The organism is Neptuniibacter marinus (genome assembly GCF_001597725.1).
In the GTDB taxonomy this organism is placed as follows: domain Bacteria; phylum Pseudomonadota; class Gammaproteobacteria; order Pseudomonadales; family Balneatricaceae; genus Neptuniibacter; species Neptuniibacter marinus.
Genome location: NZ_LUTR01000015.1, coordinates 24049 through 49003, shown reverse-complemented (window position 1 = coordinate 49003; position 24955 = coordinate 24049). Strand labels below are relative to the sequence as shown.

The window sequence follows — 24955 nt, the reverse complement described above, 5'->3', positions numbered from 1 at the left end:
CAATGCCTAGAGCTTGCTAAAGGCAATGTCATGGATAGAGAAATTACTAAAAAAGATGTATGGAATAGAGCGATAGTTCTACTCGCGCGGCGTGAATACTCTAAAGGTGAACTGCGAAAGAAGCTGTTGTTAATATCGGGTGATATAGACGTTGAATCTGTATTGAATGACTTGGAATTGGCGGGTTATCAATCAGATTTGAGATTTGTTGAAAGCTTTATACGTATGAGGGTGTCTCAAGGGCATGGTCTGATGCGTATTCGTTTTGATCTTAAGCGTAAGGGTGTTGATGAAGCGCTTATCGAGGAGGTCTTAGAGGCGAGTGAAGTTGATTGGTTTGAGCTAGCGTTTGAGTTATATGAGCGCAAATATGCAATATCGTCTAAGCCCTTGGATTATAAGGAGCGTGCAAGAAGAGTTCGTTTTATGAGTCAACGTGGTTTCTCATTTGATGAAATTCAATATGCTGAAAATGAAGTGTTAAAAAATACAAATTAACGCATAAATTAGGTATGTAGGTTATAGATCCCCATTAATCGTCCTATTAATGGTCATTAATTCAAAAATATTCGAACAATTTCAGTACAGGATATATACTATGGCGCCCATATTTGTGGTTACTTTTTTCTGTCGTGGCTATTAGACGGTCATTTGGCAGGTTTACTGGAACGGACACGCATACGGTTCATCTAATGAAATACATGACAAGTGCTGAAATTCGCCAAGCTTTTTTAGATTATTTTAATAAGCAAGGCCATGAGGTTGTAGCGAGTAGCTCCCTCATTCCTGCCAATGATCCTACATTGATGTTTACCAATGCGGGCATGGTTCAGTTTAAGGATGTTTTCCTCGGTAGCGACAAACGAAGCTATTCTCGTGCTACCAGTTCTCAGCGTTGTGTACGAGCCGGCGGGAAGCATAATGACTTAGAGAATGTAGGCTATACCGCTCGACATCATACATTTTTTGAGATGTTGGGTAATTTTAGCTTTGGTGACTATTTTAAGCGTGATGCTATTCAGTTTGCTTGGAGCTTTCTCACTGAAGTGATGGGGCTGCCAAAAGAGCGATTATGGGTCACGGTTCATCATTCAGATGCTGAAGCTGAGAAAATTTGGAAAAATGAGATCGGTGTTGATCCTGAGCGTTTTTCTAAATTGGATGAAGATAATTTTTGGTCTATGGGCGATACCGGCCCTTGCGGTCCTTGTACTGAGATCTTTTTTGATCATGGTGAAGATGTTTGGGGGGGGCCTCCAGGCAGCCCTGAAGAAGATGGTGATCGTTACATCGAAATCTGGAACGTTGTATTTATGCAATACAACCGCAGTGCTGACGGTGAAATGACGCCGTTACCTAAGCCATCCGTAGATACGGGGATGGGTTTAGAACGTATAGCGGCAATCATGCAGGGCGTCCATTCAAACTATGAGATTGATTTGTTTCAGAGCTTACTTAAGTCAACGGCAGAGGCTGTAGGCGTGAGTGATCTTGATAATAAATCATTACGTGTAATTGCCGATCATATTCGTTCTTGTTCGTTTCTTATTGTTGATGGTGTTTTGCCTTCTAACGAAGGTGCCGGTTATGTATTGCGACGTATTATCCGTCGCGCTGTTCGTCACGGCAATAAGTTGGGGGCAAGTGGTCCTTTCTTTAATCAATTAGTGACAGCGCTTGTTAAGGAAATGGGCGAAGCCTATCCAGAATTAAAAGAGAAGCAATCTCAAGTGGAGCGCGTTCTTCTAAAAGAGGAAGAGCAGTTTGCGAAGACGTTAGATCACGGTATGCGTATACTACAGGAAGCGATTGAGCAGTTAGATGGCTCAGAAATTCCAGGAGAAACGATCTTTAAGTTATACGACACTTATGGTTTCCCATTTGACTTAACTGCCGATGTTGCACGTGAACATGAGCTAAGTGTTGATGAAGCAGGTTTTGAGCGGGCAATGGAAGCCCAGCGTGAACGTGCGCGTGCAGCTGGAAAGTTCTCAGTAGATTATAACGATGCGATCCGTCTTGACGGTTCGACTGACTTTACTGGCTATGAACGATTGAATGATACAGCCACGGTTGTAGCGTTATTCTCTGACGGAAGTGAAGTGCAGCAGCTTGCTGAAGGTCAGCAGGCTATTGTTGTACTAGATAAAACACCGTTCTACGCTGAATCGGGTGGTCAAGTAGGCGATAGCGGCGTTTTAACGTCAAATACTGCTCGTTTTGATGTGGCTGACTGCACTAAAGAGGGTAAAAATCACCTCCATCATGGTGTATTAACCTCAGGTTCATTGACTGTAGGTGATCATATTTTACCTGAAGTAGACGCGGTACGCCGTCAAGCGATTGCCTTGAATCATTCAGCTACCCATCTATTGCATGCGGCACTTTCCACTGTATTGGGGGGGCACGTGCAGCAAAAAGGCTCTCTTAATGATGAAGAGCGTTTACGCTTCGATTTTTCTCATTTTGAAGCGATGACGGCTGAGCAGATAAGTGAAGTTGAGCGTCTTGTTAATGAGCAGATTCGCCAGAATTCAGAAGTTGTTACTGAAATCATGGGAATAGATGCAGCTAAAGAGAAAGGCGCAGCGGCATTGTTCGGTGAAAAATACGATGAGACCGTTAGAGTCCTAACTATGGGAGGGGACTTCTCCATCGAGCTTTGTGGTGGTACTCATGCTAAGCGTACTGGTGATATAGGTTTATTAAAAATTGTATCTGAAAGCGGTGTAGCTGCAGGCGTTAGACGTATTGAAGCAGTCACAGGTTTAGGCGCTCTTAACTGGTTGAACGAAACAGATTTAACTTTGTCTACTGTTTCAGCGTTAGTTAAAGGTTCGCGCGAATCTGTTATTGATAAAGTTAAAGGATTGTCTGAGCGAAATCGTCAGTTAGAAAAAGAGCTGGAGCAATTGAAAACTAAGTTGGCTTCAGCGGCGGGCTCAGATCTTCTTGGCTCTGCAATAGAGGTTAGCGGCGTTAAGGTGCTTGCGGCTCAATTAGAAGGTGTAGAAGCCAAAGCACTACGTGACACGATTGATCAGTTGAAAAACAAGTTAGGTAGTGGCGTGGTCGTATTAGCTACTGTGCAGGATGGCAAGATCGCTTTAGCAGCCGGTGTTACTAAGGAACTGACAAGTCAAATTAAAGCGGGCGATATCATCAAAGACCTGACGGGTAAAATTGGTGGTAAAGGCGGTGGTCGTCCTGATTTTGCGCAGGGTGGTGGTACGGATTTAGATGCATTGTCTGCTGCGCTTGGTTCAGTAGAAGATCTTGTTAAGGCAGCGGTTTAATCTGCTCGTAGGGTATTAATTATGGCGCTGTATGTACAAAAATACGGTGGTACATCCGTAGGTAGTGTTGAGCGGATTGAAGCTGTGGCTGAAAAAGTGCAAGGCTTCAAGCAGCAGGGGCATGACATCGTTGTTGTTGTGTCTGCGATGAGTGGTGAGACTAATCGTCTTATCGGCTTAGCTAAAGAGATACAGCCGCAAACACCAAGTCCTCGTGAGATGGATGTGCTGCTCTCTACAGGTGAGCAGGTAACTATAGCTCTACTCTGTATGGCGCTAGAGAAAAGAGGTGTTCCTGCGCGTTCTTATACGGGTAGTCAGGTTAAAATTTTAACTGACTCTTCCCATATGAAAGCGCGGATAGAGGATATAGAAGTCTCATCTATGCAAGCTGATTTGGCTGAGGGGCGTGTTATTGTTGTTGCCGGTTTCCAAGGTGTTGATGTTGACGGCAATATCACGACTTTAGGTCGTGGAGGTTCTGATACGACGGGTGTCGCATTAGCTGCGGCATTAAAGGCTGACGAATGTCAGATCTATACTGACGTTGATGGCGTATACACTACTGATCCTAGAGTTGTTAGTGGGGCGCAGCGCTTAGATGTGATCACCTTTGAGGAGATGCTAGAAATGGCCAGCCTTGGTTCAAAGGTGCTGCAGATTCGCGCGGTTGAGTTTGCTGGAAAATATAAGGTTCCCTTGAGAGTGCTGCATAGTTTTCAAGATGGGCCGGGTACGTTGATTACCATAGAGGATGAGTCAACTGTGGAAAAACCAATTATTTCAGGTATTGCGTTTAATCGTGATGAAGCAAAACTAACGGTTATGGGAGTACCTGATATACCAGGTGTGGCTTCCAAAATATTAGGTCCAGTTAGTCGTGCAAATATAGAAGTTGATGTGATCGTGCAGAATGTTGCTGCGGATAACACAACGGATTTTACTTTCACTGTGCATCGCAATGATTACGATGTTGCGCGTAGCGTGCTTGAGAAGGCCTCAGAGGCGCTTGGGGCCCGTGAGGTGGTGGGAGATAACAAAATTGCCAAAGTTTCTATTGTGGGCGTTGGTATGCGCTCTCATGCGGGAGTGGCAAGTAAAATGTTTGATGCTTTGGCAGAAGAGAATATTAATATTCAGATGATATCTACCTCTGAAATTAAGGTTTCTGTTGTTATTGCTGAAAAGTATCTAGAGCTGGCAGTACGTGCTTTGCACTCTGTTTTTGAGCTAGATACGAACAACTCTGTAAGTGAAAAATAGAACTTATAGTGAGAAGCTAGTCTATAGTTAGGTTAGCGTTATTATATGGGCAACGTATTGGCAGGGTATTGGATGAATGCCGGTGTGTAGGTTGTTTTTTTTGAGCAAGCTGGCCTTGGATGTACAAAGGAGATTCTAAAGCATGTTAATTCTTACTCGTCGTGTAGGCGAAACTTTAATGGTTGGTGACGAAGTCACTGTTACAGTCCTTGGTGTGAAGGGTAATCAGGTTCGTATAGGTGTAAATGCGCCTAAAGATGTGTCTGTTCACCGGGAAGAAATCTATCAGCGTATCCAACGTGAGAAGGAAGAAGAGGGAAATCAGTAATAAATTTAAATCTTTTCTTTCCTTTTTAAAATCAGTTAGGTATATTACGCGCCGTTGTTGGTGAGCTGGCCGAGTGGCTGAAGGCGCGCCCCTGCTAAGGGCGTATAGGAGAAATCTTATCTAGGGTTCGAATCCCTAGCTCACCGCCATTTGATTAAGCGCCCGTAGCTCAGCTGGATAGAGTACCTGGCTACGAACCAGGCGGTCAGAGGTTCGAATCCTCTCGGGCGCGCCACTTCAAAAAATATTTCAGATATGCGCCCGTAGCTCAGCTGGATAGAGTACCTGGCTACGAACCAGGCGGTCAGAGGTTCGAATCCTCTCGGGCGCGCCACTTCAAAAAATATTTCAGATATGCGCCCGTAGCTCAGCTGGATAGAGTACCTGGCTACGAACCAGGCGGTCAGAGGTTCGAATCCTCTCGGGCGCGCCATCTAAACCTAAGCTGTATATGTATATCCCTTCGTTTTATAATAACCATTCATATTCCTTTATATTGTTGAGCTCCCCGCTATGAAGTTCTCTATTCGTTTATTTCCAGAAATTACTATTAAAAGCCGTCCGGTACGCAAACGTTTGATTCAGCGATTACAGAGTAATCTGCAGAATATGATGCGTCGTGTTGACGAGCAGATTAAAGTGCGTGGTCATTGGGATAAGCTCGATGTGGTTTGTGACGGAGCCAATGCAGATACGATTGCTCAGGTTGTTGATCTTATGCAACGTACGCCGGGTATTCATAGCTTTGTAGAAGTGACAGAGTATCCGCTGGGCGATTTTCACGATATATACGAAAAAGCTCATGCTATTTATGCAGATGAGTTGAGGGGCAAAACGTTTAAGGTACGTGTGAAGCGCTCAGGCAAACACGAGTTTCGTTCTATTGATGTTGAACGTTATGTAGGGGGTGGGCTTAATCAGCACTCAGAAGCCCTTGGAGTGGATGTGCATAAACCTGATCTTTATGTGGATTTAGAAATTCGTAACGACAAGCTGCATGTGGTTACGAATACTTACAAAGGTCTTGGCGGTTTTCCGCTCGGTACACAAGAAGCGACCTTGTCTTTAATTTCAGGTGGATTTGATTCCATTGTTGCCAGCTACATGTCCATGCGACGTGGCTGTAAAACCCATTTTCTTTTCTTCAACTTAGGTGGGCATGCACATGAGATTGGTGTGAAACAAGTTGCCCTGTATTTATGGCAGCGATATGGCTCCTCTGCGCGGGTTAAGTTTATTACCATCCCGTTTGATGAAGTTATAGGTGAAATTCTTCAGTCCGTTCATCATTCACATATGGGTGTTGTTCTTAAGCGCATGATGATGAGGGCTAGCGAGCAGGTCTCAGATCGTATGGGGATAGATGCTTTAGTAACAGGCGAAAGTATTGCTCAAGTCTCTAGTCAAACGTTACCTAATTTGGCGATTATTGATGCTGCGACAGAGAAGCTCGTGGTAAGGCCGCTGATAACAATGGATAAGCAAGATATTATCGATATAACGCGTGAAATCGGTGCTTATGATTTTGCTAAAAATATGCCTGAATACTGCGGAGTTATCTCTGATCGTCCGACGACGTGCGCTAAGAAAGACCGCGTCGAGAAGGAAGAGTCAGATTTTGACTACGAAGTGCTAGAAAGGGCCTTGGAGCGCCGCCAGGTTATCAGTATCGACGAGATTGTTGAAGACGTAAATATTCATGCGGAAGTTGAGGCCTTAACCAACGTCGGTGCCAATCAAGTTGTCGTTGATATTCGTGCGCCCCATGAGCAGGAAAAGAAACCCTTGAATATTCCGGGATGTGAAATTCAGTTGGTACCCTTTTTTGCTCTATCCACCGCGGCAGATGGCTTTTCTGAAGACAAAGATTATCTACTATACTGTGAGAAAGGTGTGATGAGTCAGATGCATGCCCACCAAATGCAAGAGCGGGGTTTCAGTAACGTAAAAGTGTACCGCCCAGGTGTAGCCGAAAAATAGGGCTGTTTTTTAGTTTAAGCGGCAGTGTGCCTATGTTTTTGGGTATTATGCCGTTAATTAGATGAATTTTGATCTCAATTTATTGCCAGAAATAGACTTTTCGGGTTTAATTGTGGTCCATTTGCAACCAGTGCATTCGCTAGTGAACGTTTATAATTTATAAACGGATCAAAAGTCGCTTACTAAGCGAATGGGTTTCGATAAGTACAGGAGCATCCATAAGATGGAAAATCTGCTATCAGAAGGCCTAGAATTAATGGCCTTTGGTATGGGATTCGTATTTGTATTTCTAACTTTGTTGGTATTCACAACTTCGGGAATGTCAAAAGTAGTTAGCAAGTATTTCCCAGAAACACCTGCTAAGCCGAAAGCAAAAAAAGCTGCACCAACAGCTGCTACGGCTAGTAATGATGAGTTGATAGCTGTAATGACAGCTGCTGTTCATAAATACCGTTCATAAACAAAGAACGGATAAATAAAGAATAATCTGCATTAATCGACAGAAGGCCATTACCCATGACCGACGCTAAGAAACCACTTGGTATTACCGACGTAGTTTTACGTGACGCACATCAGTCACTTTTTGCTACGCGTATGCGAGTTGAAGATATGCTGCCGATCGCGGAAAAGCTGGATAAAGTAGGCTTTTGGTCCCTAGAAAGCTGGGGCGGCGCAACATTTGACTCATGTATTCGTTTTATCGGAGAAGATCCGTGGGAACGTATCCGTCTGCTTAAGCAGGCAATGCCAAATACTAAACAGCAGATGCTTCTGCGTGGACAGAACCTGCTCGGTTATCGTCATTACGCCGATGATGTTGTAAACAAATTCGTTGAGCGTGCTGCAACCAATGGTGTTGATGTGTTCCGTATCTTTGATGCGATGAACGATCCACGCAACCTTGAAACAGCGATTAAAGCTGTTAAGGCAACTGGTAAGCATGCTCAAGGCACAATCTCTTTCACAAAAAGCCCTGTTCATACCACAGATATGTGGGTTGAATATGCAAAAACGTTAGAAGATAAAGGTGCCGACTCTATTGCGATCAAAGATATGTCAGGTATCTTGACGCCTTATGATGCATTTGATCTGGTTTCCCGTCTTAAGGCGCAAACGGATCTAGAAGTTCAGCTACATGCGCACGCTACATCAGGATTGTCAGATATGACAATCCTGAAGGCAGTAGAAGCGGGTATTGACCGTGTTGATACAGCCATCTCTTCTATGTCGATGACTTATGGTCATACGGCTACAGAGTCTGTAGTTGCTGCCTTAGCCGGTACAGATCGCGATACAGGCCTTGATCTGCTACAACTTGAAGAGATAGCAGCTTACTTCCGTGATGTGCGTAAAAAATACGCTAAATTTGAAGGTTCTCTACGTGGAACCGATTCTCGTATCCTTGTTGCTCAAGTACCTGGTGGCATGTTGACTAACATGGAAGGCCAGCTGAAAGAGCAAGGCGCTGCTGATAAGTTTGACGATGTGTTGGCAGAGATTCCACGAGTACGTGAAGATCTAGGCTGGATCCCGTTGGTAACACCTACGTCTCAAATCGTAGGTACGCAAGCGGTGATTAACGTCCTTATGGGCGAGCGTTACAAAACTATCTCTAAAGAAGTTCAAGGTATCCTTAAAGGTGAGTATGGTGCAGCTCCTTCATCATACAATGTAGAACTTCAGACGCGTGTTTTAGATGGCGGCGAAGAGATAACTTGCCGTCCTGCTGATCTACTTGAGCCAGAAATGGATAAGCTTGTTGCTGAGTTGAAAAATCTAGCAACTGAAAAAGGCATCAACCTAACGACTGGTGAGAACGAGATTGACGATGTTCTAACCTATGCGTTATTCCCACAGATTGGCCTTAAATTCCTTGAGAATCGTAATAATCCTGATGCATTTGAACCTGCACCAACATTAGAGGACGCACTAGCGATGTCTGCACCTAAGAAATCTGGATCAGAAGTTTACACAATCACTGTTAACGGTCAGAACTACGTTGTACAAGTGGCTGAAGGCGGAGATATCTCAGCTGTAGCACCCGCATCTGCTGCGCCAGCTGCTGCTCCTGCTCCTGCCGGCGAAGGTGAAGATATTCCTGCACCGCTAGCGGGTAACATTTGGAAGGTTGAAGTGTCTGCAGGACAGGCGGTTCAAGAGGGTGATGTACTTGTTATCCTAGAAGCGATGAAAATGGAAACGGAAGTACGTGCAGCACGCGCAGGTACTGTTGTGTCTGTTGACGTGAGCGAAGGTGACGCTGTTCAGGTTGGCGATTCTTTGCTGACACTGGCGTAAGGTATTCTAGATGGAAAAGTTAACCCAACTGTTTACAGCCTCAGGTATTTATAATATCACGGGCGGCCAGTTCATCATGATTTTGGTTGGCTTGTTGCTATTGTTTCTAGCCATTCGAAAGAACTTTGAACCTTTATTGCTAGTGCCTATTGGCTTTGGCGGCATTATGGCAAATATCCCTGAAGCGGGACTTGCTTATTCTGCAGTTGAAAACGCAGTGCATTTTGCTGTACCTGAAGTGTTGAACTCGCTTGCAGGTGCGCTCAATATAGCTAGTACAGACCCTCATGAGATTCTTCATGCTTACCATGGTGCATCAGCTGCTGAGCATACGGCTGCAGTTTATGCGGCTCAAGATAGCGGTTATAACAACGGAATGTTGTATAACTTCTATACGGTTGCTATTGCTTCGGGTGCCGCACCATTGCTGATCTTTATGGGCGTAGGGGCGATGACTGATTTTGGTCCCTTGTTGGCTAACCCTAAAACACTGTTCTTAGGTGCTGCTGCGCAATTTGGTATCTTTGCGACTGTATTAGGGGCTGTTGGCCTAACAACGCTGGGTGTTATGGACTTTAACATTCAGGAAGCCGCTGCTATAGGTATCATTGGCGGTGCTGATGGACCAACAGCAATCTATGTGACGAGCTTGCTTGCTCCTCATTTACTTGGTGCAATTGCGGTAGCTGCATACTCCTATATGGCGCTCGTTCCCCTGATTCAGCCGCCTATCATGAAAGCTTTAACTACAGAAGCTGAACGTAAGATCGCAATGCATCAGCTACGTCATGTGAGCAAGACTGAGAAGATTCTTTTCCCAATCTTACTACTTGTACTTGTTGCCTTGTTACTGCCTGATGCTGCTCCATTATTGGGTATGTTCTGCTTTGGTAATTTAATGCGAGAGTGTGGTGTTGTTGATCGTTTAAGTGATACTGCACAAAATGCACTTATTAACATTGTTACTATCTTCTTGGGCTTATCTGTTGGTTCTAAATTGTCTGCAGATAAGTTCCTCGATTTCCAGACGCTTGGTATTCTGTCTTTGGGTATTGTGGCGTTTGGTATTGGTACTGCCTGTGGTGTTATCATGGCTAAGATCATGAACAAAATGGCAGGTGGTAACGCTATTAATCCTCTGATTGGATCAGCTGGTGTATCAGCTGTACCTATGGCAGCACGTGTATCAAATAAGATCGGTCTTGAGTCGAACCCTCAAAACTTCCTTCTGATGCATGCTATGGGGCCAAACGTAGCGGGTGTAATTGGATCTGCAGTGGCTGCGGGTGTAATGATTAAGTTTGTAAGTTAAGCTTATTTCAAGACGATAAAAGTAAGTCATTAAAAAGGCTGCCACTTGGCAGCCTTTTTTTGTTGATCTTGGTGTTAATGTCCCGAAAGAACTTCGATATGAGCTTGTACGCTAAAGGCGAGCGATATTGGGTTATAACCGCCCTCTAAAATAGACACTATGCGATTCTTACTATATGTCTTTGCCGCATCCATCAAAAACTGAGTGACCCAGCGATAGTCCTCTTCATTTAGTTTTATATCTGCCATTGGGTCTTCATGATGGGCATCAAAGCCTGCAGAGATGATGATCATATCGGGCTTATGTGCTTGTATCGCAGGTAACCATCTTGATTCAACCAATTTGCGGAACACCATGCCATCACTATGGGCTTCCATAGGGCAGTTTATGATATTGTCTCGCTGGATATCGCTATAGCGTTTGGGATAGAAAGGGTGCTGAAAGGTCGAGCACACTAGCACTTCAGGCCTGTCTTTAAATATATCAACGGTCCCGTTTCCTTGATGGACGTCAAAATCAAAGATCGCCACGCGTTCTATACCTGGCTGCTGTAAGGCATGCATGGCAGCAATTGCCGCATTGTTATAAAAGCAGAACCCCATAGGGTTATTATGCTCTGCATGATGCCCAGGCGGACGTACAGCGCAGAATGCGTTTTGAGCTTTGCCTGCAATTACCCTGTTTGTGGCTAATATAGCTGATCCGGCTGCTAAGCTTGCTGCATGTAATGAGTCTGGGCATAGGGCGGTATCTTCATCGGTATAGATAACACCTTGTTCAGGAAGTTTCATTTCTAAACGCTTTTGATGGAGATGGGCATGAACTAATTGGATCTGTTCAGGGAGGACGTGAACGGATTGAATCTGTTCAAGTTCTTGCATCAGCCCTGTTTTTTCCAGTACTTTCTTAATGGCGACAAGGCGAATAGGGCTTTCTGGATGCTCTGGCCCCATATTATGTAAGCCACAATCATCATGTGTGATAAATGCTGTAGTCATAAGTATCTATTTTTATATGTTTTTATGTAGTGTACCTGAAACCTATAGATGAAGAACTCATCATATTGTATCAATACTCCCAGATTACGCTCAGTGGGAGCGGTTTTTCTTGATCTGGGTCATGCGCGTTTAGTTGTTCTCCCTATAAGATAGTCAACACAGCATAGAACTGTCTTGGCACCAAGTGTTTCACCCTACGCTTGGTGCTTTTTTTGTTTTCAGTAAATGCTTTTGTCTTGAGGCCTCCGCTTTTATACTGCATACATATATGTAACTTTATCGCGGATGGTTGAGTGGCCAAAGTAGATTATTCTGACAAAAAAGTGTTGCTGATTGAAAGTAGTGGCAACATGCGTGCAACAATCTTCTATATGCTAAGAAGCTTAGGAGTAGTGAATCTTAAAGCCATCACTATTAATGAGCGAGTCCTATCCGAAATATCCGAAAATAACTACGATGTTATTCTGCTCGGTCATAACATAAATGACAGTGTTGCCGGTATTCAAATTCTTGAAGAGTGCCGCTATCTTGGTTATATAAAACCAAGTGCGTGCTGGGTTTTTATGACCAGCGATTCGTCGCAAGAAGTTATTTTGCATGCAATTGATAGCCGCCCTGATGAGCTTATTATGAAGCCTTTCTCAATCGATGAGCTTAAGCATCGATTAGATAGCATCTTGTTTCGTAAAACCATTTTTAAACCCATTGACGATGCGCTTGAGATTGGAGATTACCCTACGGCTATAAATTACTGCAAAAATAACTTTGCTAGTTATGATGCCGAATATGATGAAGCACAGTTAATTTTATCGCGTTTATTAACTCAGTTTGGTAAATCGCAGGAAGCTGCCAAAATTGCAGAAAAGCTCTATTGGAAAGGCCATGATAAAGAAGCGGGCTTGTGTTGGGCACAGGCGCTTCTAGCGCAAGGTAATATTGAAGAAGCGCAGCGATTGTTAAATGAGCTGATTAGTGAATACCCTTTATTTATTGTTGCTTACGACCTTTTAGCTTCTAGTCATGAGAAAAATGGTGATCTTGAATTAGCCTGTGAAACAGTAAATGAAGCCACTCAAAGGTCGCCATTGGGTATCCCTCGCCAAATGGAATTGGGTCGTTTAGCTACCCAAACAAAAAAACTCGACCTCGCTGGAGGTGCTTATAAAAAGTCGATCGCATTAGGTCGGCATAGTTGTTATAAGTCCCCAGAACCGTATTTACGTCTAGCAAATGTAAAGCGGATAGAGCTTTCGGCAGCAGAAGGTAATGCAGAAATAGGGCTTCATAATGAGTTTGAAAGCATAATTGAACAGGCTTATAAAACCTTTCCTGAAGATCATCTGTTAAAAGTAAAAGCGTCATTGCTAAAAAGTGAGATGTATAACCAACTTGGTGATACTGAAGCGGCAAGTAAATGCACACGTGATGCTCAGAGAGCTAATTCGGAGCTATCCACACCGTTAAACTTAGAACGTGAACTACTCAATGTAATGGGTGATGCTGTACCGCTGATCGAGCCTGAGAAGACGAAGCGTGTAACACCTGCGGTCAGTAAAAAACATGACCCTGAGATGAGTGTTAAAGTGAATCGCTTAGGTGTTAAGCATTACCTCTCAGGTAAAATGCCTCAAGCCCTCAAGTACTTTGGTCTAGCGACCGAATATGACACGACTAACGTCAATGCCTTGCTTAACTTGGCTCAACTTTTTCTTGAGTCGGCGAGAGACAGCGTAGATAAGCGCGCAGAGCGCTTAAAAATGGTAGAGCGTTATTTAAAATTATCGAGCCGATTGGTTTCTGATGGCGTTGAGAAAGATAAATACCACCGATTGCAACACTACTTAGAAGAAGGGGTAGATAAGATACCTGATGGATCTTTGGGGAACCTTATACGCTAATCTGTTGCTGTAGTCGTAGATGTTTTCGGACTTAAAGTTGAAGAAATGGTGTCCCAGAGAGGAACTGGTTCCATTAGTTTTCTAATTAGCTGATATTATATTGAGTTAGTGGCTTACCTTTTTATGCTTCAAAACGAAATTAAATTTAAGCAGCTTCTTGCCGAACTTTTACTTGAAGAGGCTTTTGTCGTTCTGACTGATACTGAAGGTTGAAGCGAAACCCTAATCTAGCGAGAAAGCCGATAAGCGCGTCTGAGGAAAATTTGTCCACTTTTCCGCAAAGTAGATCACTTACTCTCGGTTGCGGTATGCTAAGCGCTGCGGCTGCTTCGGCTTGTTTCCATGATTTCTGTTTGATGATTTTCCTTATAACAAGCATTAAGTCAGCTCTGAATGCTAAGTCAGCTGCATCAGCTTGATCATCATTTATCGCCTCAAAAATGTTTTCGTATTGTAGGCGTTCCATAATAGTTTCCCTGAGCAAAATTAAGTGTCTTACTTAATATATATAATTTTATATATTTTTGTGTTGAAAAAAATTCATAGTCATTTTGAACAAAATTGTTAAGCGGCAATATTTAACGCTTTTTCTTTGTCTTTCTGCTTGTTTTACGTGTGCCCGCCTGCTTTGCTAACGTTTTTGCTTCTTGCATAGCAAGTCTGACTTCTTCCATCATGTCCTTATGACGTTTTTTTGCTGTGTCCATCGCTCTTCGGTCGACGCCGTTTGTTGTTTTTACAAAAGCATGGAGGATAAACACCGTATCAAGGTATTTTGCGCAATATACGGTTCGGTAGGCAGGGCTACCATTTTCTATGAGCTCTATGGCACCGGTGCCAACAGATGGTGAAATATCCTTGAAATCGGAGAAGGGGTCTTCATTTTGACATACAGCATTAAGGTCAGTAGAAAATTGCTGCTTTATTTCGTCAGGTAATGCTTGAAATTCACGCTTAGCTGCTGCATTAACGAATTTAAAATTTTTTGCCACAGGCCTTCCTTAGCTGTTTAAAAAAGGACTTTATTGTACAGCGTAAGTGGAAGTTAGCCATTGCTTAATCTAAGAGTAATGTTCATCAAGAAAAGTGGTAGCAAAAGTGATTTCTAGTACTTTTCAGTAGTTCGTAGTGTTCTTTTGTAGTTTGTAGTATTTAAAATAGAAGTGCGAAGACTATAATACGACTTTGTATTTTATGGCGTGTAAAGGAATACATAATGAATGCACCAGCACCTGTTGTAGCAACATTTACTGAAGCGGTTAGAGAATCTATTCAGATCGAAAGCTTTATCTATCATATTATTCGGAAAGATGTTGATGAGCCTGACTATAATGACCAAGTATCTCTGAGCTCCGAACAGAAAGCTTTTTTCGAAAACTGCATTCGCAGTGCATGCGATGGAACTCAGTTTATTTTTAGTGATCCTGATAACAATACCTGCAAGAGTGATTGCGAGGTGTTACTTGATGATGTGCCTGCTCAGCTAAAGCCAATCTCTAGGCGTTTAGCGGGTCGTTTCTTTAGCGCGCATAACAAGTCGATGAGTGAGGGAGTCTTTATAGTCTCTGTTTTCTCTGTATTGTTAAATAATGTCAGGCACAATCTGTTAGCCTTTTTAAAGGTTGACTATTCCACCGTATATCAACAGCAAGTTGCACAGGTGAACGGTGAGCAAATTGTATCTCTGACAAGAGTTATGGATTCCCTTGCAGATAGCCCTAGAGCTTTGCAAAAATGGGCAGTTGTTGATCCTGCAAGTACTTTTGCATGGAACGTTTTAGCGCTCCAGCGAGATACGGCATCAGCCAAAAAAGACACAGAAGTTGCGATCTCCAGTTATTTTAAAAACTTCCTTCAAGTAACAGTCCGCGAAAATGCCTCAACTCTAACCAAGAATACAGTCAGTGGTGTGAATGAGTGGGCAAAGGGCTTGCCTGATCTACCTGAGGATATGGGGCGATCTGATTTTAAAGCAAGGGCAATTAACTATTTTGAAAATGCTGATTCATTCAATACTGATGAGTTTGTTAATCGTGTTCTAGGTGCGTATACCTCTGAGGGAATGACAGATGCAGAAAAAGCTGAGAGAGAACAGCTAAAAGTAGCCCATGAGGCATCTTTAAGGGATCTATTGGCAGAAAAAGGAATTGCTGGTCAGGTTTTTGACGCTCGCCCAGATTCAATACCTAAAAATTCACGTACGACCACTCTTAAAACTAGTACAGGAGTTAAAGTCAGTTTTCAGGGCACGCGTAAGAGTAATAATATTGAGGTTGCTCAAATTGGTAATGAACAAGTAATAACGATTCGTACTGTGCAATTGGATGAAGCCTGATTATGTTAGCTGGGACGCTCGAAGCATTAAGTGATCTGCGATCTATCTCAGATGTTACTGAGTTAGAGGATCGTGTTGAATTTACTTTTGCTGCTGCTGATCTAGATTGTGCGAACTGTGACTTTAAGGCCTTGATGGATGAAGGGATTTTGGTGTTAACGATTGATGGTGATCGTGCCGAGGAGTGGCAAGATATTGCGGCTGCTCCATATGGAAGCTGCAATGTAAATCTATTTAAAAATGAATTTATTGATTCACAATTAAACCGATTACCGAATTCTACGAATCTGTTGTTTTTTTCAATCGATTTTTTTAAAGAGTGGTTGCAGGATCTCCCGTCTCCGTTTGATGCAAATCATCCGTTCTACCGCAGCGATAAAGTTTCAGTATGGTTGAATGGAGTTGATGAAGCGTATGTCGGAGAGCATTTATCAATTTTGCCTGTTCAGGAAAATTTGAATGTTGAAGAGTTGAATGCGTATGAGGCAGATCTTCCTCCTGATGAAAGTATAAGGGCGCAAGTACATGTGCTTGCAGATTACTCTGTAAAAATTCAGCCCTCTTGTTTCAGGTTGCCAGATTCTGCATTTGGGCAAGAATGTTTGAGTTATGTCTTTGCTTGTTATCAGGAATTACTTGTTAGTTGTCTTGTTAAAGAGTTTTACTCCCGTGATAAGGTTGTTGTTGCTGGTATTAAAAGGATCACTATAGCTTTGTCCGGAGAAGGGGCTGTAGAGGGCATAGAGAGTTTACATCGTTTAGAGAAATGTGTTCGCTGGGTTTATGCAGAGCGTACAGAAACACGCTTACTGTTGCTCATGGATAGACTGAGTTTGGACTTGCCAGAAGATAATGGCTTGTTGCCCTCTCTTTATCCACACCTTGAACAGGCGCTAGAGCAAGCACAATGGCGCTATGAATTTGTCATAAAAGATCGTAAAGAAGCACATGCGAAGGAATTGGCTGAGCTTCAGAAGGATGTTAAGTCAGCCAGTGATGGATATTCTGAATCTGCTCATGATTTGGTTTCGGGGCTATTGAAGGATGCGTTGTCATCTATCTTCCTGCTCTCAATTGGCTTGCTATCTCGACTTGCGGGTCGAGATAGTTTTCTTGAATCAGAACTGTTCGCTGCTCTTGCAAAAGGACTTGCGGCATATCTTGTGATCAGTGTTGTTATTCGAGTGGCGGTTGGTTATCAGGGGTTAAGGCTTTCTTGGAATGACTTACTTTATTGGAAGAATGTTACTCGAAATCACATGTCTGCCGATGAGTTTAATGAACATGTAGAGGCCAGAACGGACCCTTATAAGAGGTTGTACAGGTTTAGTGTTATGGGTGTGTTTGTTGTCCATCTTGTTCTTGCATGTTTTGCTTGGAATCTGCCGGCGGTTCTGGCGAATAATAGTTCTTCAGTTGACAGCGTTTCTAGTGAAAAGGTCGGTAAACAAGCAAATACTGTTCCTTTCAAGCTAGTAGATAAGGGGCTAGTAGAAGATACTAAGGCTGCAAGTACTGCTGAGCCTTCCATTGAAGCTCCTATTAAGGTTGCTGCCCCTGCCTCTGATAGATAGAGAGTAGGTTAGGTGTTAGAGGTTGTTTTTTTTTGATGCCTCTGATGTGACAGTTAGGAGCAAGAAGGCGTGACACATAAGGTAAAGCGCACTTTGTCTTAACCTTTAGTCTTCCTAGAGAGTCAATGGGTTAGCTGATTGGTGGGCGTGGAATAAAATGGTGTCCCAGAGAGGATTCGAACCCCTGGCCTGTCCCTTAGGAGGGGACCGCTCTATCCTACTGAGCTACTGGGACTGAAGTAGGTGTGAAATTCTGCGAGATTCTAGCGCTAATTCTATGAAGAGTCACTAGCTAGGCGTGGTATTAGGATGGTTTAGGCTTTGCCTATCCTGTTTTGAGCTTTATAAAGCCCAGAGCTGCCTGCTTTAGTGTAGAGCTGATCCTGTTTTTTCTGTCCGCGCACAATGGCTAGTAACTGGGTTACATTTTGTTGACTGCGGTGAATCGCTTGCTCGTTACGCTTATTTTTATGTTGTAATTCTTTCAAATACTGCTTGATAAGCACGTAGTGTTCAGCTGCTTGCGATAAAAATGGACTGTCTTCTTCCATATTTCTGGGAAGCCCATAATCACCCGCTTCGATGTTATAACCGAAAGATTTCAGTAGTTCTACGCGTTCGAGGGTGAAATTATGGAAGCTATTGAGCAGGGCCATTTTTTCCTGAGTGGTATCACTCAAGCGATCAATGTCTTTGCTGCTCAGAGCTTCAAGCTCTTTGTCGTAAATAGAGCTGAGTGATTCTAAAAGCAAAATACCCTGCTCTAGCAGGGTATTAAGTTCTGTTATTTGTTGCTCAGTCATGTCATTGCTTTAAAGTAGGTTATCAAAGTTAAGCATCTTTTCAGCTACGCGTTCAGCGTTAATCTGATAGCTACCACTTTCTATTTCCTGTTTGATTCGCTCGACACGTTCATTGTCCACATCAGGTGTGTCAGACAGTTGTTTGTCAACATTCTGCAGTAACTGTGCTGCATTGCTGAGATTGACTGTATCACCTTTATTGGACGGGGGCTGCTGGGCAACTGCACCGTTGCCATTTTTGGCAGCGTTACCTTGCTCATTAGTCCGTGCACGAGTGCTTGCCGTCTGTGATGATGACAGGCTCGTGAGATCATTAATCATTTATCCGTCCTCTATATTGTATCTGAACAAGCTTATCGGCGGCTCTTAATAGAACTTTAAGAAAAAATTAAATTATTTTCTTGTGGTATTGATGCAGTATAGCAGTTGAATTATGGCCAATCTACTTGGGTTTAAGGCTAAGGGACTTGTACTAAGCCCGCTTGGATTATTTTAGCTTTAACCATCACTCCTGAACGGTCATTTCTGACTTTTATCTGTTCCCCTAGTGTGCCGCTTTCGAGGGCAGTACCTGATGTTCGGATACTTACGCCATTAAGCTTGGCTTCAATAATAAGTGCGTCCCCTTTAGATACAGCTAAAGGTACTTTGAGCATTGATGTGGTTATTATTGTATCGGCGGCAATGCTTCTTTTGCTTGTCCAGCCTAGAATATCTTGGAGTTTGGTAAAATAAGCCGATCTTAAAGAAGTTATCTCAACCTCTTTAAGTTTTATATCTTGGATGCTGATATAGGTTCCGCGGGCTAAACTAGATTGTGCGACTACAGCTATATCAAATTCTTTTACTTCTGCTGTTATGAATAGCTGCCAAAGAGGTGATGGGCAGCGCGCTTTTAGGGTGATACGACTGCCATTTCCCTTTGGTGTTTGAAATTCATACGGTTTTAAACAGCTTTTTAGGTTGATTTTTCTGCTAATCGGGTTAAGTTTGATCTCTACACGTGTGCCAGTCCCTGTGTTGCTGTAGTGTTTATATAGGTAATGTTCAGCCGACTGCTCAAGTTTTTCTGCTTCACCAGCAGCAAAAAGCTGTAAGGGTGACAAAAGAAAAGTGGTTAGTAGGAAAAGTCGTGTTAAATTATAAGTATTCACGTTGTGTCATCAATATTCAGGGTGGCGTATTTGTGTGCAATATAAAAATAGAATTGATTTAATCTCTACGGGATTGTTAGATCATGTCAGGTATCCTAGATAGTGTAAACCTACGTACTCAGATGGTGGGCCAGAATAGGCTCGAACTATTATTGTTCGCTTTGGAAAGTGATCAGCAGTACGGTATTAATGTGTTTAAAGTACGAGAAGTTTTACAGTGCCCAAAACTTACAGAGGTCCCTAGACAGACTTCTGCGATTAAAGGGATGGCACATATTCGTGGTGAGACAATTCCTGTATTGGATTTGTCAGAAGCGATTGGGCGTGAGTCTGTACCTAAAGATCAACGTAGTAACTGTTTTCTGATTGTCGCTGAGTATAATCGTCGTACATTGGCATTTTTAGTGCGCCAAGTAGATCGTATTCTGAATACGCAGTGGGACCAGATTATGGCTCCACCAACAGAAATAGGTGTAGAAAACTATCTGACAGCTATTTTTGAGCACGAAGATCGACTGATAGAGATCTTAGATGTCGAGCAGATTCTTGCTGACCTTTACCCTATGGCTACAGAGGTAAGTAAAGAGGTGGCTGATGATCAGCTTCGTGAAAAGGCCAAAGAATATCAGATACTTATAACTGATGACTCTTCGGTTGCGCGTAACCAAATGAAGCGTAGTTTAGAAAGTCTAGGGATTAAAGTTACAGCGTGTAATAATGGTCGACAGGCATGGGACTTCTTGTGTGATTTGGCCGATCGTGGGGTTGATGTAACAACTCATTTCCTGATGGTTATTTCAGATATAGAAATGCCTGAAATGGACGGTTATACCTTAACTTCTATGATCCGTGATGATGAGCGTATGAAACATATGCATGTTGTTTTACATACATCCCTATCCGGTGGTTTTAACGTATCAATGGTTAAAAAGGTTGGGGCTGATGGCTTTCTTGCTAAATTTAACCCTGATGATTTGGCGGCAGCGGTTGTGAAACGTATTAATCAAGTTGAAACAAAGTAGCAGCGCATGTTGAATAGGAGTGCCTACTCTTCATGAGTATTACGCCTCGGGCTGGTTTTGCTATTACGGATTCTGATTTCGAACTATTTAGTCGCTTTCTTGAAGAGACGAGCGGTATATTGCTGGCTAAACATAAGCAATACCTAGTTCAAAGCCGGTTGGGCAAAATCGTTCAAGAGCAAAACTGTCTTAGTTTAAAAGAGCTGATTACTAAACTTCAGAGCCCTGCTTCAATGAAATTGCGTGAGCAAGTTATTGATGCGATGACGACGAATGAGACGTTATGGTTTAGAGATGTACATCCATTTGATATTCTTAGAGATCGTATTTTACCTGAGCTGTTAAGTCGTGGATCAGGTTCAAAAATACGTATCTGGTCGGCTGCATGTTCTACCGGACAAGAACCATATTCCATCAGCATGACGTTTGATGAGTTTAAAAAGAAAACTCCGGGTAAGTTGTTATCAGAAGAGATTGTTGCCACCGATATATCTACGCAGGTATTAGCCCAAGCTCGACGTGGTGAGTATGAGATGTTAGCGATTGGTAGAGGGCTTTCTCAGGATCGCTTAGTTCAGCATTTTAGTGAGACTGCCGGTGGTAGCTGGGTTGTTAAGCCTGATATTAAAGCGCGTGTGCGTTTTCAAAGCATTAATCTGTTAGGCCAGTACTCGGCGCTGGGCCAGTTTGATGTTATTTTTTGTCGTAATGTGTTGATTTATTTCTCCAGTGAGAAAAAAACTGAAATTCTAACTAAAATGCATTCAGTGTTAAAACCTGGTGGTTATCTGATTTTGGGAGCATCAGAATTTTTGTCAGGTTTATCTGATAAATATCAGATGATTCATTGCCAGCCTGGAATAATTTATCAAGCAATCTGAATAAATATTCGATCTATTATGAAGCCGTAGATATCTTTCTGCGGTTTATTTATCTTCCGCTTTCCGCTTTCCGCTTTCCGCTTTCCGCTTTCCGCTTTCCGCTTTCCGCTTTCCGCTTTCCGCTTTCCGCTTTCCTCTTTCCGCTCTATTTGTTTGCCGGGCGGCAAAGAATAGGTTTTATATTGCCGTTTCTTGCCTGTAAGTTTAACGAATATTAGTCTGTTTTTTTATATATATTTGTTAAATAAAGGTTTTTTTGTTTTGGTATATGTATTGCTTGGTAAGACCTAGTCAATAAAGGAGATCGTTTGATGGCAATTAGCTTTGATGCAGCACTGGGGATACATGATGATGCACTATTGTATCGTGCACGTCGCGCAGAAGTGCTGGCTAATAATATTGCTAATGCAGATACGCCTAATTTTAAAGCCAAAGATTTAGAGTTTTCTCAGATCTTAAATCAGGCATCTGAGATGACAATTAAACAAACGGTAACATCTCCTAAGCATCAAACAACGTTATTAAGTCCTGATCTTGCCGCAGACATGATGTTTCGTATTCCTTCTCAGGCATCTGTTGACGGTAATACAGTTGAAGTCCAGCAAGAGATGGCTCGTTACACTGAGAATGCACTGGATTATCAGACATCTTTCCAGTTGTTGAATAAAAAAATTACAGGGCTGAAATCAGCGATTAAAGGTGAATAGTCATGTCTTTGAGTAATGTTTTTGGTATTGCAGGATCAGCGATGAATGCGCAAACGATCCGCTTAAATACTACAGCGAGTAACATGGCAAATGCTGAAAGTATTAGCTCTAGTGTTGATGAAACCTATCGTGCACGTAAGCCAGTTTTTTCGGTGCAGCAGGTCGACCCGCTGGCAGATAATGAGTTTGGGGTTGCAGCAGGGAAGGGTGTACAAGTATTAGGTATTGTTGAAAGCCAAGCAGAGCTGCGCAAAGAGTATAGCCCTGAGCATCCAATGGCGGATGAACAAGGTTTTATTTATTACCCAAATGTTAATGTGGTAGAGGAAATGGCAGATATGATATCGGCTTCTCGTTCCTTCCAAATTAACACTGAAATTCTAAATACGGCCAAGCAGATGTTGCAACAAACCATCAGCCTTGGACAGTAATAAACAAATTAAGACGCGAGGCTAAATAGCCATGAGTACTGTAGATGGCGTAAATCAAAACGTCTTTGAACAAATCAATCAGACGAATCAGACCTCGAGCACAGCGACAAGTCAGACGGATGATGATAGTGATATGTTCATGCGGCTGATGATTGCTCAGTTGCAAAATCAGGATCCTTCAAGTCCTGCAGATACAACTGACTTTATGCAGCAGATTGCTACCATGTCGCAGGTTGAAAGTATCAACCAGTTGAATACATCGATTAATGAGATGTCTCAGTCGATGTTGTCAAGTCAAGCAGCGTTGCAAGCTTCAGCGATGGTGGGTCAATCTGTTTATATTCCGGGCGATACCTCAGAAGTGGGTACACAGGCAAATCCATATGCCCATGGCTCGTTTAATCTAGAGACAAGTGCATCGGACGTGCGTATCAAAGTTTACAACTCCAGTGGTTCTCTTGTAGACACTATGCAGCTCGGAGCAGTTGAGCAAGGTGAACACGAGTTTGCTTGGCAGATGGCGTTTGATGAGGATGGTAATCCTGAGCTACCAGCAGGGGATTACACATTCACGGTTGAGCGTCTAGATGATGGCGAATACAGCGCAATAGACACTAATCTGGCTTATCAGGTAAATAGTGTGACATTGGGCGAGAATGGTATCGGTATGAAAGTAAATACGAACGCAGGCTCTTTTGATGTCAGCGACGTGAAACAGATCGGCGTGTGAGGACAGGATAATGGCAGGTTTTAATACAGCAGTAACCGGTCTGAAGGCAGCAACTACAGACCTTGATGTGACTGGTAATAATATCGCGAACGCGAGTACAGTAGGCTTTAAGTCTTCACGTACGGAGTTTGGTGATATTTATGCGACAGCAGTTGTGGGGGCGGGCTCATCGAATGTAGCGGGTGCGGGTGTAACCGTGACCGATATCGCTCAAGACTTCCAAGCCGGTACGATTGAATTTACTAACAACAACCTTGATTTAGCGATCAATGGTTCCGGTTTCTTTCAGCTTGATGACGGACAAGGTGGCACAACTTATACTCGTGCAGGGTCGTTTGAGCTAGATAAAGATGGCTTCATGGTGTCGAAAACTGGTAAATATCTTCAAGGATATGGTTTGGATGAGGAAGGAAACCGTTTACCTATTGGCAACTTGGCGGTTACTCAGAAAGAAAGTCCACCTAAAGCGACAGAGGAGATTGATCTCTCATTTAATATTGATTCTCGCGAAGATCCTGAGACGCTTTTAGCGGACTATGATAAGGATGAACCAGGTTCATTCACCTATAGTACAACGGTTCGAACCTTTGACAGCTTAGGTAACGAGCACACAATTAAGGTCAATATGGCCGAAGCACGTCCTGTTCAGGCTCAGCAGCAAGTGACAAGCTTAGCAGCGGGTGACACGATTTCTGGTGTTACTGTAACTGCTGCGCATATGACTGAACTTGCTGGTTATGCGGCTGGAGATGTTATCTCTTCGGGGGCGTTCTTTAGTGACTTGACTGATCCTGTAACCGGTGACCCGAGAATCGGCAGCGTAGTGATTAACGGTGCAGGTGATATTACGTTACGGTTTAAATCGGAATTTCCAGAGCCCGATCTTGTGCAAGTGACAGGTACTGCTGCGGTTGCTGAAATTGCTGAAATTGATGCTAATGAAACGTATACTTTCGCGATTGATGGTGGTGAAGTGCCTTTGGCTGCTGCGGTTGTGCTTGAGGTTGGTGGAATTTCAATAGGCACCTTAGGTATTGGTTCTACCGCGGATCAGATAGGCCAAGCGATCGCCGCAAGTGAGGCGAAAATCTTAGATGCAAACCCGAGTGTTGAATCGGTTATCTATGATAATGTTAATCAGGAAGTTGTCGTCACTTATAAGGCAGAAGCCGGTGATATCACACCTGCTGAAGCAATCACAATTGCTGAAACATCCGGTGCTGCTGCTGGGACGCCTTTTGATCCCGCTATCGTGAAAAATGGTGATAACTCATTCCAAGGTGTATACCGGATGTATGCATACTTGAATGGATCTGAACAGCTAGATATAGGGAAAGAACTTGACCCAGGTGAAACGGGCACAGGTACTGAGCCGGGGCCGATCTTAGTTAAGTTTGATCCATCTAATGGTTTGCTTACAGGTATTAATGGCGATCAGTTCTCTGCGGGTTCCGTTGTGCCAACGATTACAATTAGCGGCGCAGATCCTGCTGATTCAACCACTGTTATTGATCTTGATATAGCTAATACGACACAGTTTGCTTCTTCATCGATCGTTAAATCGTCGGCTCAAGATGGTTATACAAAAGGTGATTTGATTGGGGTTACTTTTGGAGGCACAGGCGAAATGGTTGCCAGTTTTTCCAATGGTCAGACTCAGGACTTAGGTGTTGTTGCTATAGCGACATTTGAAAACCAGTCAGGTCTATCACCATCAGGAGATACGGAGTGGACTTCAACGCTAGCTTCAGGGGATGCGATTGTGAACCCACCAGGTACAGGTCTGAATGGTACCTTACAATCGGCTGCTTTAGAGCAATCTAACGTAGACCTGTCTGCCGAGCTTGTCTCTTTGATCGAAGCACAGCGTAATTTCCAGGCAAACTCGAAAACCTTGGAAACACTCAATACAGTAACGCAGAATATTTTGCAGATATAAGGTTTA

23 protein-coding genes and 5 tRNA genes are annotated in these 24955 nt (G+C 43.1%); 21 read left to right on the top strand and 7 right to left on the bottom strand.

Annotation, left to right across the window (positions count from 1 at the left end; genetic code table 11):
- The first annotated feature begins 30 nt into the window (after positions 1 to 30).
- The 12 genes from A3774_RS11050 (at position 31) to A3774_RS10995 (ending at position 10477) form a co-directional block, all read left to right on the top strand.
- Entirely contained in the window at positions 31 to 498 is a 468-nt protein-coding gene (locus A3774_RS11050) for a regulatory protein RecX (RefSeq protein WP_067867181.1), read from the top strand.
- Positions 499 to 701: 203 nt separating this feature from the next.
- Positions 702 to 3296, top strand: coding sequence for an alanine--tRNA ligase (gene alaS / locus A3774_RS11045; RefSeq protein WP_067867241.1), 2595 nt, complete (start codon positions 702 to 704; stop codon positions 3294 to 3296).
- 21 nt (positions 3297 to 3317) lie between these two features.
- Entirely contained in the window at positions 3318 to 4559 is a 1242-nt protein-coding gene (locus A3774_RS11040; protein ID WP_067867179.1) for an aspartate kinase, read from the top strand.
- A gap of 142 nt (positions 4560 to 4701) precedes the next feature.
- Positions 4702 to 4887, top strand: coding sequence for a carbon storage regulator CsrA (csrA, locus tag A3774_RS11035; protein WP_067867177.1), 186 nt, complete (start codon positions 4702 to 4704; stop codon positions 4885 to 4887).
- A 59-nt stretch (positions 4888 to 4946) separates the two neighbouring features.
- Positions 4947 to 5036: transfer RNA gene (locus A3774_RS11030), tRNA-Ser, on the top strand.
- Positions 5037 to 5045: 9 nt separating this feature from the next.
- Positions 5046 to 5122 (top strand) — tRNA-Arg (locus tag A3774_RS11025).
- Positions 5123 to 5144: 22 nt separating this feature from the next.
- Positions 5145 to 5221 (top strand) — tRNA-Arg (locus tag A3774_RS11020).
- Between the two features lie 22 nt (positions 5222 to 5243).
- Positions 5244 to 5320, top strand: a tRNA-Arg gene (locus A3774_RS11015).
- Between the two features lie 80 nt (positions 5321 to 5400).
- A complete protein-coding gene (gene thiI / locus A3774_RS11010) occupies positions 5401 to 6867 on the top strand; it encodes a tRNA uracil 4-sulfurtransferase ThiI (protein WP_067867175.1) in 1467 nt (488 codons plus the stop codon).
- Between the two features lie 223 nt (positions 6868 to 7090).
- Positions 7091 to 7327, top strand: a complete 237-nt coding sequence (locus A3774_RS11005) for an OadG family protein (protein ID WP_067867173.1) — start codon at positions 7091 to 7093, stop codon at positions 7325 to 7327.
- 56 nt (positions 7328 to 7383) lie between these two features.
- Positions 7384 to 9165: a sodium-extruding oxaloacetate decarboxylase subunit alpha gene (gene oadA / locus A3774_RS11000; RefSeq protein ID WP_067867171.1), complete on the top strand. Its 1782-nt coding sequence runs from the start codon at positions 7384 to 7386 to the stop codon at positions 9163 to 9165.
- Between the two features lie 10 nt (positions 9166 to 9175).
- Positions 9176 to 10477 carry a sodium ion-translocating decarboxylase subunit beta gene (locus A3774_RS10995; RefSeq protein WP_067867169.1) on the top strand — a complete coding sequence of 434 codons (1302 nt, stop codon included), beginning with the start codon at positions 9176 to 9178 and terminating at the stop codon, positions 10475 to 10477.
- 74 nt (positions 10478 to 10551) lie between these two features.
- Here the strand turns inward: A3774_RS10995 and A3774_RS10990 are convergent, their stop codons facing one another.
- Positions 10552 to 11475, bottom strand: a complete 924-nt coding sequence (locus A3774_RS10990) for a histone deacetylase family protein (protein ID WP_067867167.1) — start codon at positions 11473 to 11475, stop codon at positions 10552 to 10554.
- Positions 11476 to 11768: 293 nt separating this feature from the next.
- Between A3774_RS10990 and A3774_RS10985 the strand changes: the two genes are divergently transcribed.
- Positions 11769 to 13373, top strand: a complete 1605-nt coding sequence (locus A3774_RS10985) for a tetratricopeptide repeat protein (RefSeq protein ID WP_067867165.1) — start codon at positions 11769 to 11771, stop codon at positions 13371 to 13373.
- A gap of 145 nt (positions 13374 to 13518) precedes the next feature.
- Here A3774_RS10985 and A3774_RS10980 read toward each other — a convergent pair whose 3' ends face one another.
- Positions 13519 to 13839 (bottom strand): helix-turn-helix domain-containing protein, encoded by a 321-nt coding sequence (locus A3774_RS10980; protein WP_067867163.1) that lies wholly within the window; start codon positions 13837 to 13839, stop codon positions 13519 to 13521.
- 112 nt (positions 13840 to 13951) lie between these two features.
- Positions 13952 to 14365, bottom strand: a complete 414-nt coding sequence (locus tag A3774_RS10975; protein ID WP_067867161.1) for a type II toxin-antitoxin system RelE/ParE family toxin — start codon at positions 14363 to 14365, stop codon at positions 13952 to 13954.
- 224 nt (positions 14366 to 14589) lie between these two features.
- Between A3774_RS10975 and A3774_RS10970 the strand changes: the two genes are divergently transcribed.
- Positions 14590 to 15708 carry a nucleoid-associated protein gene (locus A3774_RS10970; RefSeq protein WP_067867159.1) on the top strand — a complete coding sequence of 373 codons (1119 nt, stop codon included), beginning with the start codon at positions 14590 to 14592 and terminating at the stop codon, positions 15706 to 15708.
- Between the two features lie 2 nt (positions 15709 to 15710).
- Positions 15711 to 17282 (top strand): hypothetical protein, encoded by a 1572-nt coding sequence (locus A3774_RS10965; RefSeq protein ID WP_067867157.1) that lies wholly within the window; start codon positions 15711 to 15713, stop codon positions 17280 to 17282.
- 158 nt (positions 17283 to 17440) lie between these two features.
- On the opposite strand, the gene A3774_RS10960 is transcribed toward A3774_RS10965, so the two are convergent.
- The 4 genes from A3774_RS10960 to flgA all read right to left on the bottom strand — a co-directional run bounded on the left by A3774_RS10960 (position 17441) and on the right by flgA (position 19239).
- Positions 17441 to 17517, bottom strand: a tRNA-Arg gene (locus tag A3774_RS10960).
- 79 nt (positions 17518 to 17596) lie between these two features.
- Positions 17597 to 18085, bottom strand: coding sequence for a flagella synthesis protein FlgN (locus A3774_RS10955; RefSeq protein WP_067867155.1), 489 nt, complete (start codon positions 18083 to 18085; stop codon positions 17597 to 17599).
- 9 nt (positions 18086 to 18094) lie between these two features.
- Complete coding sequence (gene flgM, locus A3774_RS10950) at positions 18095 to 18406, bottom strand: flagellar biosynthesis anti-sigma factor FlgM (RefSeq protein ID WP_067867153.1); 312 nt, start codon at positions 18404 to 18406, stop codon at positions 18095 to 18097.
- A 137-nt stretch (positions 18407 to 18543) separates the two neighbouring features.
- The gene (flgA, locus tag A3774_RS10945) at positions 18544 to 19239 is read right to left on the bottom strand and encodes a flagellar basal body P-ring formation chaperone FlgA (RefSeq protein ID WP_067867151.1); all 696 of its coding nucleotides are present in this window, start codon (positions 19237 to 19239) and stop codon (positions 18544 to 18546) included.
- Between the two features lie 83 nt (positions 19240 to 19322).
- On the opposite strand from flgA, the gene A3774_RS10940 reads away from it, so the two are divergent.
- The 6 genes from A3774_RS10940 to A3774_RS10910 all read left to right on the top strand — a co-directional run bounded on the left by A3774_RS10940 (position 19323) and on the right by A3774_RS10910 (position 24949).
- On the top strand, positions 19323 to 20261 hold the full coding sequence (locus A3774_RS10940; protein ID WP_067867149.1) for a chemotaxis protein CheV: 939 nt from the start codon (positions 19323 to 19325) through the stop codon (positions 20259 to 20261).
- A 32-nt stretch (positions 20262 to 20293) separates the two neighbouring features.
- A complete protein-coding gene (locus A3774_RS10935; protein WP_067867147.1) occupies positions 20294 to 21142 on the top strand; it encodes a CheR family methyltransferase in 849 nt (282 codons plus the stop codon).
- Positions 21143 to 21453: 311 nt separating this feature from the next.
- Positions 21454 to 21849, top strand: coding sequence for a flagellar basal body rod protein FlgB (gene flgB, locus A3774_RS10925; RefSeq protein WP_067867144.1), 396 nt, complete (start codon positions 21454 to 21456; stop codon positions 21847 to 21849).
- Between the two features lie 2 nt (positions 21850 to 21851).
- Complete coding sequence (flgC, locus tag A3774_RS10920) at positions 21852 to 22280, top strand: flagellar basal body rod protein FlgC (protein WP_067867142.1); 429 nt, start codon at positions 21852 to 21854, stop codon at positions 22278 to 22280.
- 31 nt (positions 22281 to 22311) lie between these two features.
- A complete protein-coding gene (locus A3774_RS10915; protein ID WP_067867140.1) occupies positions 22312 to 23010 on the top strand; it encodes a flagellar hook assembly protein FlgD in 699 nt (232 codons plus the stop codon).
- 10 nt (positions 23011 to 23020) lie between these two features.
- The gene (locus tag A3774_RS10910; RefSeq protein ID WP_067867137.1) at positions 23021 to 24949 is read left to right on the top strand and encodes a flagellar hook protein FlgE; all 1929 of its coding nucleotides are present in this window, start codon (positions 23021 to 23023) and stop codon (positions 24947 to 24949) included.
- The last annotated feature ends 6 nt before the right edge of the window (positions 24950 to 24955 follow it).